This window comes from Ilumatobacter sp., assembly GCF_030065885.1.
Classification (GTDB): domain Bacteria; phylum Actinomycetota; class Acidimicrobiia; order Acidimicrobiales; family Ilumatobacteraceae; genus Ilumatobacter.
This window is the reverse complement of record NZ_JASJCS010000037.1, coordinates 1-14,592: the sequence shown is the minus strand read 5'-3', so window position 1 is coordinate 14,592 and position 14,592 is coordinate 1. Positions and strand designations below refer to the sequence as shown.

General features: G+C 70.8%; 16 protein-coding genes and 1 tRNA gene. 9 read left to right on the top strand and 8 right to left on the bottom strand.

Annotated features, from left to right (window positions below; translation table 11 throughout):
- Window positions 1-17: 17 nt before the first annotated feature.
- Window positions 18-90: transfer RNA gene (locus QNJ12_RS10305), tRNA-Arg, on the top strand.
- 140 nt (window positions 91-230) lie between these two features.
- On the opposite strand, the gene QNJ12_RS10300 is transcribed toward QNJ12_RS10305, so the two are convergent.
- Window positions 231-1,343 carry a 6-phosphofructokinase gene (locus tag QNJ12_RS10300; RefSeq protein WP_300622505.1) on the bottom strand — a complete coding sequence of 371 codons (1,113 nt, stop codon included), beginning with the start codon at window positions 1,341-1,343 and terminating at the stop codon, window positions 231-233.
- A gap of 84 nt (window positions 1,344-1,427) precedes the next feature.
- Between QNJ12_RS10300 and QNJ12_RS10295 the strand changes: the two genes are divergently transcribed.
- The 3 genes from QNJ12_RS10295 to QNJ12_RS10285 all read left to right on the top strand — a co-directional run bounded on the left by QNJ12_RS10295 (window position 1,428) and on the right by QNJ12_RS10285 (window position 3,646).
- The gene (locus QNJ12_RS10295) at window positions 1,428-1,679 is read left to right on the top strand and encodes a DUF2277 domain-containing protein (protein ID WP_300622503.1); all 252 of its coding nucleotides are present in this window, start codon (window positions 1,428-1,430) and stop codon (window positions 1,677-1,679) included.
- A 131-nt stretch (window positions 1,680-1,810) separates the two neighbouring features.
- On the top strand, window positions 1,811-2,623 hold the full coding sequence (locus QNJ12_RS10290; protein ID WP_300622501.1) for a universal stress protein: 813 nt from the start codon (window positions 1,811-1,813) through the stop codon (window positions 2,621-2,623).
- A 75-nt stretch (window positions 2,624-2,698) separates the two neighbouring features.
- Window positions 2,699-3,646, top strand: a complete 948-nt coding sequence (locus QNJ12_RS10285) for an oxidoreductase (protein WP_300622499.1) — start codon at window positions 2,699-2,701, stop codon at window positions 3,644-3,646.
- A 9-nt stretch (window positions 3,647-3,655) separates the two neighbouring features.
- On the opposite strand, the gene QNJ12_RS10280 is transcribed toward QNJ12_RS10285, so the two are convergent.
- The gene (locus QNJ12_RS10280; protein WP_300622497.1) at window positions 3,656-4,387 is read right to left on the bottom strand and encodes an endonuclease V; all 732 of its coding nucleotides are present in this window, start codon (window positions 4,385-4,387) and stop codon (window positions 3,656-3,658) included.
- Between the two features lie 87 nt (window positions 4,388-4,474).
- Between QNJ12_RS10280 and QNJ12_RS10275 the strand changes: the two genes are divergently transcribed.
- Together QNJ12_RS10275 and QNJ12_RS10270 are read left to right on the top strand one after the other, a co-directional pair.
- Window positions 4,475-5,317 carry an SDR family NAD(P)-dependent oxidoreductase gene (locus QNJ12_RS10275; RefSeq protein ID WP_300622495.1) on the top strand — a complete coding sequence of 281 codons (843 nt, stop codon included), beginning with the start codon at window positions 4,475-4,477 and terminating at the stop codon, window positions 5,315-5,317.
- Window positions 5,318-5,363: 46 nt separating this feature from the next.
- On the top strand, window positions 5,364-6,278 hold the full coding sequence (locus QNJ12_RS10270) for a ribonuclease Z (RefSeq protein WP_300622493.1): 915 nt from the start codon (window positions 5,364-5,366) through the stop codon (window positions 6,276-6,278).
- A 38-nt stretch (window positions 6,279-6,316) separates the two neighbouring features.
- Here the strand turns inward: QNJ12_RS10270 and QNJ12_RS10265 are convergent, their stop codons facing one another.
- From QNJ12_RS10265 to QNJ12_RS10250, 4 genes are all read right to left on the bottom strand, one after another.
- Window positions 6,317-6,892 (bottom strand): carboxypeptidase regulatory-like domain-containing protein, encoded by a 576-nt coding sequence (locus QNJ12_RS10265; protein WP_300622491.1) that lies wholly within the window; start codon window positions 6,890-6,892, stop codon window positions 6,317-6,319.
- A 15-nt stretch (window positions 6,893-6,907) separates the two neighbouring features.
- Window positions 6,908-7,489, bottom strand: coding sequence for a DUF4389 domain-containing protein (locus QNJ12_RS10260; RefSeq protein WP_300622489.1), 582 nt, complete (start codon window positions 7,487-7,489; stop codon window positions 6,908-6,910).
- Between the two features lie 102 nt (window positions 7,490-7,591).
- Window positions 7,592-8,473, bottom strand: a complete 882-nt coding sequence (locus QNJ12_RS10255) for a CoA ester lyase (protein ID WP_300622487.1) — start codon at window positions 8,471-8,473, stop codon at window positions 7,592-7,594.
- On the bottom strand, window positions 8,470-9,525 hold the full coding sequence (locus QNJ12_RS10250) for a CoA ester lyase (protein WP_300622485.1): 1,056 nt from the start codon (window positions 9,523-9,525) through the stop codon (window positions 8,470-8,472). The genes QNJ12_RS10255 and QNJ12_RS10250 overlap by 4 nt, the downstream gene beginning before the upstream one ends.
- Window positions 9,526-9,580: 55 nt before the next feature.
- Here QNJ12_RS10250 and QNJ12_RS10245 point away from each other — a divergent pair, with 55 nt between their 5' ends.
- Window positions 9,581-10,885 (top strand): DUF480 domain-containing protein, encoded by a 1,305-nt coding sequence (locus QNJ12_RS10245; protein ID WP_300622483.1) that lies wholly within the window; start codon window positions 9,581-9,583, stop codon window positions 10,883-10,885.
- Window positions 10,886-10,891: 6 nt separating this feature from the next.
- Here QNJ12_RS10245 and QNJ12_RS10240 read toward each other — a convergent pair whose 3' ends face one another.
- The gene (locus QNJ12_RS10240) at window positions 10,892-11,314 is read right to left on the bottom strand and encodes a thioesterase family protein (protein ID WP_300622481.1); all 423 of its coding nucleotides are present in this window, start codon (window positions 11,312-11,314) and stop codon (window positions 10,892-10,894) included.
- A 72-nt stretch (window positions 11,315-11,386) separates the two neighbouring features.
- On the opposite strand from QNJ12_RS10240, the gene ybaK reads away from it, so the two are divergent.
- Window positions 11,387-11,854, top strand: a complete 468-nt coding sequence (ybaK, locus tag QNJ12_RS10235; RefSeq protein WP_300622480.1) for a Cys-tRNA(Pro) deacylase — start codon at window positions 11,387-11,389, stop codon at window positions 11,852-11,854.
- A 1-nt stretch (window position 11,855) separates the two neighbouring features.
- Here the strand turns inward: ybaK and QNJ12_RS10230 are convergent, their stop codons facing one another.
- Window positions 11,856-12,755, bottom strand: coding sequence for a M48 family metalloprotease (locus QNJ12_RS10230; protein WP_300622478.1), 900 nt, complete (start codon window positions 12,753-12,755; stop codon window positions 11,856-11,858).
- 137 nt (window positions 12,756-12,892) lie between these two features.
- Between QNJ12_RS10230 and QNJ12_RS10225 the strand changes: the two genes are divergently transcribed.
- The coding region (locus QNJ12_RS10225) for an HD domain-containing phosphohydrolase (protein WP_300622477.1) at window positions 12,893-14,592 on the top strand (1,700 nt) is incomplete at its 3' end.

The following is a 14,592-nucleotide window of genomic DNA, read 5'->3' as shown; positions in this document are numbered from 1 at the left end:
CCCGACGGGCCGGCCGAGCCCCAGTAGCTCAGTGGATAGAGCGTCGGTTTCCTAAACCGTGCGTCGCAGGTTCGATCCCTGCCTGGGGCGCTGCAAACCGCCTGGTAGATGGCGCTGCCACCGGTCGCACGCCGGCCGGAATTCTGCGGCAGTCACGACGACAACGGGTCGTTTCGGCTGCCACAGCATCGAAGTCGTGGGTCGGAGGAGCGGCGGGGGCGCGTCGCGCCTCAGGGCATCTGATCGCCGAAGTTGATGCCGAGGTCGCGGGCGGTGAGGATCGTGTCGCAGTCGGGCGGCACCGTCTTCATCCGGTGCGTCGCACCGACCAGTGGCACGTACGTCACCTGCGGCGGGTCGAGGGCGACCATCACGCCGTTGTGGCCGGTCTCCAGCGCCCGCACGGCCGCTGCGCCGAACCGCAGCCCGAGCAGCCGGTCCACCGGCGTCGGCGAACCGCCGCGCAGCAGGTGGCCGAGCACGACGCAGCGGTGCTCCTTGCCCGTCAGGTCGTGCAGCCCCTGGGCGACCTTGTCGCCGAGGCCGCCGAGCCGCTCGGCCTGACCGACCGTCTGGCCGACCGTCGACACCCCGCCGCCCTTCGGCGCCGCGCCCTCGGCGACGACGACGATCGAGAACTTGGCGCCTCGCTCTTCGCGCTGCTTGATCGTCGCGGCGACCGGTTCGAGATCGTACGGGATCTCGGGGATCAGGATCGCGTGCGCGCCGCCGGCCATGCCGGCGTGCAAGGCGATCCAACCGGCGTAGCGGCCCATCACCTCGACGACGATCACGCGGCCGTGCGACGTCGCCGTGACGAACAGTCGGTCGATGCACTCGGTCGCGAAACCGACGGCGGTGTCGAACCCGAACGTCGCGTGCGTCTTGTCGAGGTCGTTGTCGATCGTCTTCGGCACGCCGACGACGCGCAGTCCGTGCTGGAAGAGGTGATTGCCGATCGTCAACGATCCGTCGCCGCCGACGGTGACCAGCGCGTCGATCTCGGCCTCGCGGAACTTCCCGATCAGCTCGTCGGTGCGGTCGACCTCGGCCCACGACCCGTCCTCCTGCTGCACCGGATAGGCGGTCGGATTCCCCTTGTTGGTCGAGCCGAGGATCGTGCCGCCGAGATGCGAGATGCCGCGCACCGCCTCACGCGGGAGGTCGACGACGCCGCCGTCGGCGTACTGGTCGGGGAACAGCAGGCCGTTGAACCCGTCGCGGATGCCGACGACGTCCCACCCGCGGTTGCGGCCGGCGAGCGTGACGGCACGGATGACGGCGTTGAGTCCGGGGGCATCGCCGCCGCCGGTGCTGATGGCGATGCGCTTGATGTCGATCATGGGCGGCAACAGTAGGCGACGACCGCGAGCGCGTCGTCCGGAGCCACGAGCGGGCCGACCGGACGACCGTCTACCGTCGCGGACATGTGCCGCAACATCACGACGCTGCGCGGGCTCGAGCCGTCCGCCACTCCCGCCGAGGTCGAGGCGGCCGCCCGCCAGTACGTCCGGAAGGTGAGCGGGGTCCAGAAGACCTCCGAGGCGACCGAGGCGGCCTTCGAGGCGGCCGTGGCAGCCGTGACCGCCGCCACCGCCGAGCTGCTCTCGGCGCTCCCGCCACGGAAGGTGCCGCCGAAGACGGAGCCGCCGCTCCGCCGCCTCGCCCGTCGCGGCTGAGTCGGCCGTCGAGGAGCGCGAAACCCGCCAAATGCAAGGCGTTGCATCGCTTTCGGAGGGGTGACCTCGGGTCGAATTCCTCTGTTGACCGCGCGGCCCGACCGCGACCATGACGAGTGAGGGAGGTCGTCATGTTCCAGCAGCTGGTCGTTCCGATCGATGGCTCCGCAGCATCCTGGGACGCCGTTCCGACGGCGGCCCGCCTGGCGAGTTCCGTCGACGGCAAGGTCGAGGTCGTCACGGTCGTCGACCGGCTCGGCGACGTCGTGAAGTCCGAGCGCGAGCTCGCCGAGGGCATCGAGCGCCTGGGCAAGCTGATCGTCGAACCCACCTACTCGGTGCTCGCCGGGGACGAGATCGCGCCGACGCTCGCCAACTACGTCGAGGCCCGCCCGGGCATGACGATCCTGATGAGCTCACACGGCCACGGCCGGTCCGCGGCGGTGCTGGGCAGCATCGTCGACAGCGTGTTGCGGCGGATGTTCGGACCCATCATCGTCGTCGGTCCCCACGTCGACGAAGGGGCGGGATCACCGGAAGGCAGCTACGTCGTGGCCGTCGACGGCTCGGAGTCCTCCGAGGCGATCGTGCCGATCGCCCAGGCGTGGGCGATCGAGTTCGGGGCGATGCCGTGGCTCGTCGAGGTCATCGAGCCCTCCCAGCCGGTCGACATCGACGTGTTCGAGTCGGCCTACGCCGCCCGTCTGGCGAGCAGGATCGTGGAGGACACGGGCCACGAGGTCTCCTACGACGTCCTGCACGACGCCCATCCCGCACGGGCGCTCGTCGACTATGCCGAGCGGTTGCCGGCCTCGCTGATCTTCATGTGCACCCACGGTCGCACCGGCCTCGCACGCCTCCGCCTCGGCAGCGTCGCCGCCGAGACCGTGCGGCACGCGACGTGCCCGGTCGTGCTGTACCGGCCACCCGAGCTCCAGGACTGATCGGGTCCGTCTCACCCGACGCACCGTTCTCGCGCGCGCCCGGTTGAATGACCGGCGAGCGAACAAGGAGCACTCATGGCCTGGACCCAGGACGACATCCCCGACCTCACGTCCCGAATCGCCGTCGTCACCGGCGCGAACGGCGGGCTCGGGCTCGAGACAGCGCTCGCACTGGCGGGTCGTGGCGCTCACGTCGTCATGGCTGCCCGCAACCAGGCCAAGGCCGCTGACGCCGAGGCGACGATCCGTGAGCGCCACCCCGGCGCATCGCTCGAGATCGTCGAGCTCGATCTCGGTGACCAGGCGTCGATCACGCGGGCCGCCGAGCAGATCCTGGGCGCCCACGACCGAATCGACCTGCTCGTCAACAACGCCGGACTGATGGCGATGCCCGAGCGGCGCACCGCCGACGGGTACGAGATGCAGTTCGGGGTGAACCACCTCGGACACTGGACGCTGACCGCGTTGCTGCTGCCCGCGCTGCTGCGTGCGGAGGCAGCCCGTGTGGTCACCGTCACGAGCACGGCGCACCACATGGGCCGTGCCGTCGACCCCGACAACCCGCACCTCGACGGCAACTACGGCCCCTGGAAGAGCTACGGCCAGGCCAAGCTCGCCAACTTCCACTTCGGCCTCGGCCTCCAGCGACGCTTCGAGGCGGCGGGGGTCGCAGCGCAGAGCCTGATCGCACACCCCGGCCTCTCGAACACCGAACTGCAGTCGACGAGCGTGACCGAGGGTGGCGCCGGCCGGCTCGGCGGTTTCTTCCACGCGCTGGCCGCCCGAACCGGCATGTCGCCGGCCGACGGCGTGCGGTCGCAGCTGCGTGCGGCGACCGACCCGCAGGCCGAGGGAGGCGAGTTCTACGGCCCGCTGTGGGTCAACAACGGTCGTGCCGTCCGCAAGCCGGTCCTGCGCCGGGTCGGTCTCGGCAAGGCCATCGACACGCTCTGGGAGGTCTCCGAACGCGAGACGGGCGTGGCCCTCGACGTCGCAGCCGTCGCCGCGTCGCTCGACGGCTGAGGGCGCTGGTCACCCTCGCTCGGCCCGCGCCACCCGGGCGGCGGTCCGGGCGAGCCGCAGCGGCTCGGGCGTGCGGGCTCGTCCGGTGACCTGCGCCACGACGTCGACTGCGGTGTCGACGTCGGTCCGCCAACCCGCATGCACGGCGACCGGCCGGACACCCCGCACGGCGCGGTACCACCGGCCGACCACCTCGCCGTCCAAGGTGAGATCGCTGGTCGCGCCCGCGGCATCGTCCGGATCAGATCCGATCGCGAGCAGCGGACGGTGCGTGACGCCGACGGTCGGCACCCCGAGCACCGCGCCGGCGTGGACCGCCAATCCGCAGCGGCGCTCGTGGTCCCGGCCCGTGGCGTCGACGAGGAGCACGTCGATCGGTTCGTCCAGGCGATCCATGAGCGCGATCAGCGACCGGGCAGCGGTCACGATCATCGCCCCCTCGCGCGCAGCGAGGTAGCCCGGCCGGTACGAAGCGCCAGCGACGCCGTCGGCGACGACGTGCGCCAGTTCGATCGTGCCGCGTGTCGCGGCCGCACCGACCTTGGCCCGATCACCGGCCTGCCCCGGCCCCTGCTGGCCGCGGGCGAATGCCACGAAGACGCCGCCGACGACCAGCAGCCGGCCCGCCGGATGCCAGGCCGGCGGGGAGAGCGCTGCGATCCGCCGTTGCACCTCGACGAGTGCCTCCCCGCTCAGACCCGTGAAGCCCGTACCGGAGGGGTCGTGGGATGCGGTTGCCATCATGTCCAGCGTCGCGGTCGGTGATCGGCCCGACCAGAGCCCTTCGACACCGGCGGCTGGAACGGCGTGGCCGTACGCTGGCGCAGCATGGAGCCGTGGGGCGATCGGGTAGCCGTCGTGACGGGCGGGGGCGGGGGAATCGGCCGTGCGATCGCTGGGCGGATCGTCGAGGCGGGTGGCTCCGTGATCATCGGCGACCTGAACCGCGACCGCGGCGTCGAGGCGGTGCGCGGCCTCGGCGATCGCGCTCGATTCGTGCCCGTCGACGTCGCCGACGAGTCCGACGTCGAGGCGCTCATGACCGCCGCCGTCGATTCGTTCGGTCGACTCGACGCGCTGTTCAACAACGCGGCGATCGGTGGCGCGTTCGGGCCGATCGTCGAGCAGACCGTCGAGGCCTGGGACACGACGTTCGCGGTCAACGTCCGCTCGGTGTTCCTCGGGACCAAGCACGCGGCGCGGCTCATGATCGAGCAGGGCGACGGCGGTGCGATCGTCAACACCGCGTCGGTCGCCGGGCAGAGCGGCGGCGGCGGTCCGCAGGCGTACTCGGCCACCAAAGCAGCCGTCATCAACCTGACGCAGACGACCGCCGCCGAGCTCGCACCGCACCACATCCGGGTGAATGCGGTCTGTCCCGGTGCGATCTACACCGAGCTGATGCACCGCGGCCGGCCCGAGATGGCCGACGAGTGGCGCGAGGAGATCCAGCCGTGGCCCGAGCGCGGCGAGCCCGAGATGATCGCCGATGTCGCCATGTGGTTGGCGTCCGACGCCGCACGGTTCGTGACCGGTGCCTCGGTCACCGCCGACGGCGGGCTCATGGCCGCCGCGCCGAGGCTCGTCGACCTCGATCTCGCCCATCTCCGCCGGATGACCGGCATCGCCTACGGCAACACCGGCCAGGAACCGGAGGTCCGACGGCTGTGACGGGTCGGCCCGCGAGCGCTCACGGGTGACCGGGTAGAACGGGCGCATGGCCGCGCGCGAGCTGGTGGTGCTGGGAACGGCGAGTCAGTCGCCGACGCGCGAGCGCAACCACAACGGCTACCTGCTCAGGTGGGACGGCGACGGGATCCTGTTCGACCCCGGCGAGGGCACGCAGCGGCAGTTCACCCTGGCGGGTGTCTCGCCGGCGGCGACGTCACGGATCTGCATCACCCACTTCCACGGCGATCACTGCCTCGGGTTGCCCGGCATGATGATGCGACTGGCACTGGACGGTGGGCACCCGCCACCGATCGTGCACTACCCGGCGAGCGGTGAGGCGTACTTCAGGGCACTCTGCTCGGCGACCGCGGGGCAGGAGACGGTGCCGGTCGACGCCCGCCCCGTCAGCGAGCCCGGAGTGGTGCACGCGGAGGACACGTACACGCTGCGCTGCGAGTCGCTTCGTCATCGCGTCGACGCGCTGGGGTGGCGTCTCGACGAGGAAGACGGCTGGCGGATCCTGCCCGAGCGACTGCGCGCGCTCGGCATCGCCGGCTCGGACATCGGCGTGCTCCAGCGCGCCGGGCGGATCGAGCTCGGTGGCCGCACCGTGACCCTGCCCGACGTCAGCGAGCACCGGCCCGGGCAGTCGGTCGCGCTGATCCTCGACACTGCCTGGTGTGACGGCGCCGTCGAGCTCGCCGACGGGGTCGACCTCCTCGTCGCCGAAGCAACCTTTCTCACGACCGAAGCCCACCTCGCCGAGCAGTACGGGCACCTCACGGCGCGACAGGCGGGCCGACTCGCCGCCGAGGGGGGCGTCCGCCGGCTCGTGCTGACCCACTTCTCGCCTCGCTACCAGGACCTCCAGGCGTTCGTCGCCGAGGCCGCCGACGTGTACGACGGCGAGATCGTGCTCGCCAACGACCTCGACCGGATCAGCGTGCCGCCCCGCCGGTGACCGCGGTCGACGATGCCGGCGTCGAGTGGCCGCAAGCCTCAGGCGGCCGACCGAGCGCGCTCACCTGATCGGTCCGGGCGGAACCCGGCGCCCCGCCGGGAGACCGCGAGTAGCACCCATCCGCCGGCGAGCAGCGCGATCGACACTGCGATCAACGACGTCGAGCTCTCGCCGGTCTCGGGGAGCTGATCCGCGAGCGACGGCGACGTCACGAGGGTCGTCGGCGGGGCCGTCGACGTCGGGGCCGACGACCCCCGCGGTGTGAGTGCGATGTCGATCGTCTGGGTGCCGGCGACGACGTCGATCTCGGTCGAGAAGTCCTCCCAGGCGGGCTGGTTGGAGGGTGTCGCGAGCGTGGCGGGGCCGAGGGCGATGTCCTCGAGGCGGTAGGAGCCGTCGGCGTCGGTGTCGGCGAGGGCGAGGATGCCGCCGCTGTTGAGGCTGATCGTCTGGTCGGGGACGGGTTCGCCGGTGTCGGCGTTGGTGACGCGGCCCTCGACCACCCCCGTCTCCGGCTCCTGCGCCGTGGCCGTGCCGCTCGATGCGACCCCGATGCCGACGATCGCGGCGACGAGCGAGACGCGCCGGATGGATCGTCGTGACGCGGGTGTCATGGCGTGTCCTCGGTGTCAGTCGGTGGCGAAGGGGGGATACTCGTCGGTGAGCATGAGCGCGTACGCGTTGAGGCGGATCTCGACCCGGGTCAGCTTCATCACCCACGACCGAAGCCCCTCGGGCCAGCGCCCGGTGATCAGCACGGCGAAGAAGCCGATGAACCAGCACACGAACCCGACGATCCAGATCACGAATGCGAACAGCAGCGCCGGGATCAGCCAGAAGATGCGGAGCCCGACGGTCAGTCGGTTGCGACCCTCCAGCGCAGGCTCGACGGTGAGGTCGACCGGTGTGCCGCCGGGCTCGGTGGCCGTGGTCGGGAACTCGAACGGCGGATAGCTGTCGTGCAGGAAGCCGGCGTACAGCTCCGCCCGCTTGCTGTAGCGCAGGATCATGATCTGGAAGTTGGCGAGGCCGGTGGGCAGCTTCCCGGTGAACAGGATGACGAACCACGACACGATCGCGACGAGGAACGCGACGTACTCCAGTGCGCTGGCGATGATCAGGTGCGGGATCGCGAGGATCCACTGGACGAGCGGGCGCCAGCGGGCGATCCTCTCGGGGGACCGCACGGTGATCGTTGCTGGGTAGGTCATACCGTCCTCCTCCGGGGGCGTCGAGACCCGGCGCCCAACACCGACGGTACGGATGCCCGGCGCCGACGACCAGAGCCGTTCGTCCGCGGTCGGGCGGGGTGGTCAGCGCATGGCGGCGATGGCGTCCGCGACGGCGAGCACTCGCCTGGCGTTGTCGACGTGGAGGTTCTCGATCATGCGCCCGTCGACGGTGATGACGCCGCGGCCCTCGGCCTCGGCCTCCTCGAACGCCTCGATGACGCGGCGCGAGAAGTCGACCTCGTCGTCGGTCGGCGCCCACACCGAGTTGGCGGGATCGACCTGGCTGGGGTGGACGAGCGTCTTGCCGTCGAAGCCCATCGCCTTGCCTTGCTCGGCCTCGGCCAGGAACCCCTCGGCATCCTTGACGTCGTTGTAGACGCCGTCGAGGATGACCTTGCCCGCCTCGCGGGCGCCGAGCAGCGCCATCGCCAGATGGGGCAGCAGCGGGGTGCGCTCGGGAACCACGCCGGTCCGGAGCTCCTTGGCCAGGTCGTTGTTGCCCATCACCAGCACGTTCACCCGGCCGTGGTTCGCGATCGAGCGGATGTCGAGGATCGCGGTCGGGGTCTCGACCATCGCCCAGATGCTCATCTCTACGGGCGCGCCGGCAGCATCCAGCTGGCGCTCGACCTCCTCGAGGTAGGCGTGCGAGTTGACCTTGGGGATCACGACGGCGGCCGCACCCGACGTGGCTGCGGCGGCGAGGTCGCCGGCCCCCCACGGCGTGTCGAGGCCGTTGCACCGGATCGTGATCTCGCGGTTGCCGTACTCGCCCGATCCCGCGGCGGCGACGGCGTTGTCGCGGGCCGCTTCCTTGGCGTCGGGCGCCACCGCATCCTCGAGGTCGAGGATCAGCGCGTCGGCGGGGATCGTCTTCGCCTTCTCGAGCGCCCGCTCGTTGGCGGCGGGCATGTAGAGCACCGACCTCCTCGGCCGCAGCGTGGCCTCGCTGCCCGCGCTCATGACGCGAACCCGTACGACTCGGCGAGCTCGGGGTCGCGGGCCGCGAGCTCGCGGGCCAGCGCGACGACGACCTGGCACTGCTTGGTGGACGCGTCGTCCTCCATCTTGCCGTCGAGCATGATGGCACCGGTGCCGTCGCCCATCGCCTCGATCACCCGCTGCGCATGCGCGACGTCGGCCGGGCGCGGCGAGAAGACTCGCTTCGCGATCTCGATCTGGCTCGGATGGAGCGACCACGCACCGACGCAGCCGAGCAGGTACGCGTTGCGGAACTGGTCCTCGCACGCCACACCGTCGGCGATGTCGCCGAACGGGCCGTAGTACGGGAGGATCCCGGCGGTCACGCACGCGTCGACCATGCGGGCGATGGTGTAGTGCCAGAGGTCCTGCTGGTAGATCGGGCGATCGGCGTGCTCGTCGTCGGGATCTGGGTCCTGCCGCACGACGTAGTCGGGGTGGCCGCCGCCGACCCGGGTGGTCTTCATCCGCCGGTTCGCAGCGAGGTCGGCGGGGCCGAGCGACAAGCCCTGCATCCGCGGCGAGGCCAGGCAGATCTCCTCGACGTTCGCGACGCCCCGCGCGGTCTCGAGGATCGCGTGCACCATCAGCGGTTCGGTCAGTCCCGCCTTGGCCTCGAGTTGGGCCAGCAGGCGGTCGACGTAGTGGATGTCCTCGGGGCCTTCGACCTTCGGGATCATGATCACGTCGAGCGCATCGCCCGCGTCGAGCACGGCGGCCGTGAGGTCGTCGAGGCCCCACGGCGAGTCCAGGCTGTTGACGCGGGTCCAGAACTGCGTCTCGCCGAAGTCGACGCTCGTCGCGACCTCGACGAGGCCCGCCCGAGCGGCCTCCTTGTCCCCGGCCGGCACGCCGTCCTCGAGGTTCGCGAGCAGCACGTCGACCTTGGTCGCCATGTCCTGCGCCTTGCCCCGCATCTTCTCGTTCGACGCGGGGAAGAAGTGGATCATCCGGCTCGGGCGGAACGGGATCTCGTGCCGCGGGGCCGGGGCGCCCACGGCGAGTGGCTTGAAGAAGTCCTTGGGGGATCGCACATCGCGACCTTACCCATCGGTAAGTGGACGGTCGAAGTGCCAGACTCTGCGCTGCATGGATGAGCAGGACCACACCCTGACCGGGCTGTCGGCGCCAGAGATCCGCGTGCTGGGTTGCCTCGTCGAGAAGGAGGCGACGACGCCGGACAACTACCCCTTGACGCTGAACAGCCTGCGCAATGCCTGCAACCAGTCGACGAGTCGCGACCCGGTCGTCTCGTACGGCGACCGGGAGATCGAGCAGGCGCTGGCGTCGCTGCGCGAGCGCGGCCTCACCCGCACGGTGCACAGCACGTCGAACCGGGCCACGAAGTTCCGGCATGTCGTGCCCGAGACGTTCGAGCTCGACCACGGGCACACCGCCGTGCTCGCCGTCCTGCTGCTGCGTGGACCGCAGACGGTCGGCGAGCTGAAGACCCGATCCGATCGGCAGCATCACTTCGAGGCGACCGACGACGTGGCCGCAGTGCTGCGCGGCCTCGCCGAACGCGGGCTCGCAGTGCAGCTCGAGCGCCGGCCCGGGCAGAAGGACGCACGCTGGGCCCATCTGCTCGGCGACACCGATGCGGTGCTCGGCGACGGGGAAGGAGAACCCAGTGCCGTGTCGACGGCGGGCGCACCGTCGGCCACGGCGGCTGATCCGGCCGACCCGTACGGGGAGGCGACTGCCGAGTTCTACGACCTCCTGGCGGCGGGCCACTGGGAGGTGTTCGGCCTCGAGCTGCTCGACGCGCTGGCGGACGTCGATCCGGCCGCCGGCCCGCTCGTCGACATCGGTGCCGGTACCGGGGTGGGCCTCCCGTACTTGCACGCCGCCGTCCCGGCGGCCTCGATCTGGGCGATCGAACCGTCACGAGCGATGCGCACCGCCCTCCACACCCGATTGTCGATCGAGACCGATCTCCAGGCGGTCACGACCGTGGTGCCGGACCCGCTGGCGACCGCCGACCTCCCCGAGACCGCATGTGCGATCGTGGTCTCGGCCGCGCTCGGCCATCTGACCGCCGACGAACGAGGCCGGCTGTGGCGCTACGTCCGCGATCGGACGCCACCGGGTGCGCCCGCCGTCGTCGAGCTGCTCCCTCCCCACGAGCCGACAGCGATCCCGCCGACGCGCTACCGGGCGCTGCCCGTCGGCGAGCTCGTCTACGAGGGATGGCAGGAGGCCGAGCCGCTCGACGACCGTCGGATGGCGTGGACGATGACGTACCGCGTGCTCCGGGGCGACGACCTCGTCGGCGAGCACGTCGTCCGGTCGTCATGGCAGTGCTTCGGGATCGACGAGGTCCGCGGCGAGATCGAGCCGCTCGGCCTCACGCTCGAACCGTTCGGCGAAGCGGTCGTCGTCCGTCACCGATGACGTCGATCAGGCCAGGTCGCGGAACCAGCCCGGGAGTCGAACGGGGCGACCGGCCGGCGTGACGCACCCGTGCGCGGTCACCGCCGTGGCCCGCACCTCGCCGCCGACGGCGAGGAGGTACGCCATCTGGAACGACGCCCGTTCGATGGTCGCCAGGTGCACGTGCACATCGACGAGATCGTCGAACTCCAGTGGCATCCGGTAGCGGACCCACGCCTCGAGCACGTTCATCTCGATGCCGTCCTCGCGGATCGACTGGTAGGGGTGGCCGATGTGGCGGAGGTACGCGATGCGGGCCTCCTCGAGCATCGGCAGGTACCGGCTGTGGTGCACGATGCCCATCGCGTCGGTCTCGGCGAACCGCACCCGGATGCGATGTGAGAACTCGTAGTCGGCGGTGTCGGTCGACGGTTCGGTCGTGATGCGCACGCCGCGACGTTAGGTCCCGCCGAGCCGGCGCTCGCGCGTTCGGATCGGGGGTCACCGCCTATCGTCGCCGTCATGACGCCGGCGATCGTCGAGTTGCAGCGTGTAGGCGTCGTGTTCTCCGTGCACGAGTACGAACGCAGCGACGATCGCGTCGACTTCGGCGTCGAGGCGGCCGAGAAGCTGGGCCTCGACCCCCACAGCGTCTTCAAGACCGTGCTCGTCACCGCCGACGAGCGGCAGGCCGTGGCGATCGTGCCCGTCAGCACCAAGGTCGCGCTCAAGGCGTTCGGCCACGTCGTCGGCGCCAAGCGCGTCGACCTGTGCGAACCAGCGACGGCAGAACGTGTGACCGGCTACGTCCGGGGCGGCATCAGCCCCTTCGGTCAGAAGCGGAAGCTGCCCACCGTGCTCGACGAGATGGCCGACGCGTTCGACACGATCTACGTCAGCGGTGGCAAGCGCGGCGTCGACGTCGGCGTGGCGCCGGGTGATCTGGTCCGGCTGCTCGACGCGACCGTCGCCGACATCAGCGCCGGCTGAGTCAGCGGCTGGGGTGCCGCATCATCGCCTCGATCCGCGCGACGCGCGTCAACGCCGGCGGGTGTGAGCTGGCCAACCTGGCCTTCCAGCCGATCGGGCGCGCGCCGCCGCCGTAGCGGATCACCGTGCGCAGCGCGTCGGCGAGCGCCGCGCCGTAGCCCATTCGGACCGCGCGGCGATCGGCCTCGAACTCCGAGCTCTGGCCGACGAGGTTGGCGAGCGCGTCGGAGGCGTACAGGGCAGCGAGGAACACCCACGAGATCGCCCGCAAGAGCCCTGCCGCCACCCTCCCGAGCGCGGTCAGGGCCGCCGAATGGGCCGCGAACGAGTCGGTGGCCGCCGTCGCGACGTTCTGGAGGTAGAAGCCGACTCGCGCCAGCAGGACCACCGGCAGCGACAACCAGTGGCCGAGCGTCAAGGCCGCGGTGTGCAGGCCGAGATGATGGCTGAGCTCGTGCGCCAACACCCCCGAGAGCTCGCGCTCGGACAGCGACTCGACCGCGAACGACGTGACGATCACCAGATGACCGCCGCACGCGAACGCGTTCAGCTCGTCGGAGTCGATCACGCGCACGCGATACAGGTACTGGGGCAGGTTCGCCGACGCTGCGAGGTCACGCCAGACCGGTGTGATCACGGCCAACTCGTCGTCGCTCGGGCGCCGGGCGCGCAACAGTGGGGCGATGATCGCCACCTGCACCGCCGGCACGAACAACAGCACGCCGAGCAGCAGCCAGGCCAGCGGCATGATCCAGTACGGCACACCGGCGGCGAGGCGGAACGGCAACCAGACGACGGCGAGCGCGAGGAGCCAGAACGGCACGAGCGCCACGACCGGCACCAGCGCAGTGAGTGCCGAACGTTCGATGCGGCGACTCCCGAGCTCGGTCGTCGGTGCCATGCGGGGATGATAGGGAGCGATCAGGGCGTTCTTCCCCGCTCGACCGCCGCGAGATGTGGATCGCACGGGCGATCGCGGCCCGCGATCGCGCATCAAGAACCCTTCAAGTCGGCTGCAGCGAGTGCCGATGTACAGGCGTGGAATCGAACGCCGTCGCCGCCACGGAGCCGGTCGCGTCCCCCGCAGTACGCGAATTGCTCCAGCGGGCTGCCGACGAGCAGGAAACCAAGCCTGCGTCGGCGCGCCAGCACGCGCTGCAAGCGCGTGTGGTCGCACGCGCCGACGGCGACCGTGTCGGCGAGGCCGAATCGCTGTACCGGTTGGCCAGCCTGGCCCACTTCAGTGGCGATCCGGAGGATGCGTTCGCGCTCGCGATCGAGGCCAGCGAGGTGGCCGCGTCGTGCGGGGCGCGGCTCGTCGAGGCCTGGGCCATCCACCTGCTCGGCATCGTGCACTACCAGGCGTCGAACTTCTCCGAGGCGCTCGAGCACTGCCTGCGGGCCCTCGACCTGTACCAGGCCACCGATCACGGGGTCGACGCCGGCAACATCTTGAACACCGTGGCGGCCGTGTACCACTCGATGGGGGACAACGACCGGGCGATCGTCACGTACGAGCAGGCGTTGGCTGCCGCCGAGCCGTACGGGCGCCCCGAGATGGTGGCGCTGATCCTCGGCAACATCGCTCGGATCCGGTCGTCCCGGTCCGAGTACCTGCCGGCGGTGTCGATGGGGCGGCAGGCGGTCGACATCGCCCGCCAGCACAGCCCGTCGATCGTCACGAACCTGCTCGCCGATCTCGCCGAGGCGTACATGGGCCTCGCCGACCACCAGAAGGCGGCCGAGTGCTTCGCCGAGGCGCGCCGGGTGCTCGCGCAGATGTCCGAGAACGGCTCCGAGCCGTCGTATTCGGCCCAGCTCGGCGTGATGGTCGCCGAGGGCCGCGTGGCGCTCCGCCGGGGTGCGCTCGACGAGGCCATCGCCGTGCTCCAGGCCGCGCTCGACATGTCCGAGCGCACCGATGCGAAGGAGTACGAGCTCGAGATCAACGACCTGCTCGCCACCGCCTTCAAGCGCAGCGGCCGGTTCGAAGAGGCCCTCGAGCGCCGTGAGACGCACGACGCGATGCACCGCCAGATGTTCACGCACGCCGCCGATCTGCGGCTGCGCACGCTGCAGGTCGCCCACGAGACCGCCACCGCGCGGCATCAGGCCGAGATCTTCCGGCTCCGCAACCAGGAGCTCGAGGTCATGGTCCGCGGTTCCGGGGTGGTCGAGGACCCGACGACCACTGCCAGTCACCATCTCGAGGCGTTCGAGCAGCTCGCCGTGCTCACCGAGTTCCGGGACTCCGAGACCGGCGAGCACACGAACCGCGTCGGCGACCTCGCTGCGGAGATCGCACATGCCCTCGGCAAGCCGCCGGAGTGGTGCGAGCAGCTCCGCCTGGCCGCTCGCCTGCACGACATCGGCAAGGTGGCCGTGCCCGACTCCGTACTCCGCAAGACCGGTCCGCTGACGGTCGAGGAGTACGAGATGATGAAGTCGCACACCAGCATGGGCCACCGGATCCTGGCGGGGAACTCGGCGCCGATGTTCCAGATGGCGGCCGAGCTCGCCCAATCGCACCACGAGTGGTGGGACGGAAGCGGCTATCCGCTCGGGCTGAGCCAGGCATCGATCGCGCTCACGGGCCGGATCGTCGGCGTGGCCGACGTCTACGACGCGCTCTTGAGCAAGCGGCCGTACAAGCGGGCGTGGCCGCTCGAGGAGGCGGCGCGCTTCGTCGTCTCGGGTCGCGGCGGTCAGTTCGACCCTGACATCGTCGACGCCTTCGT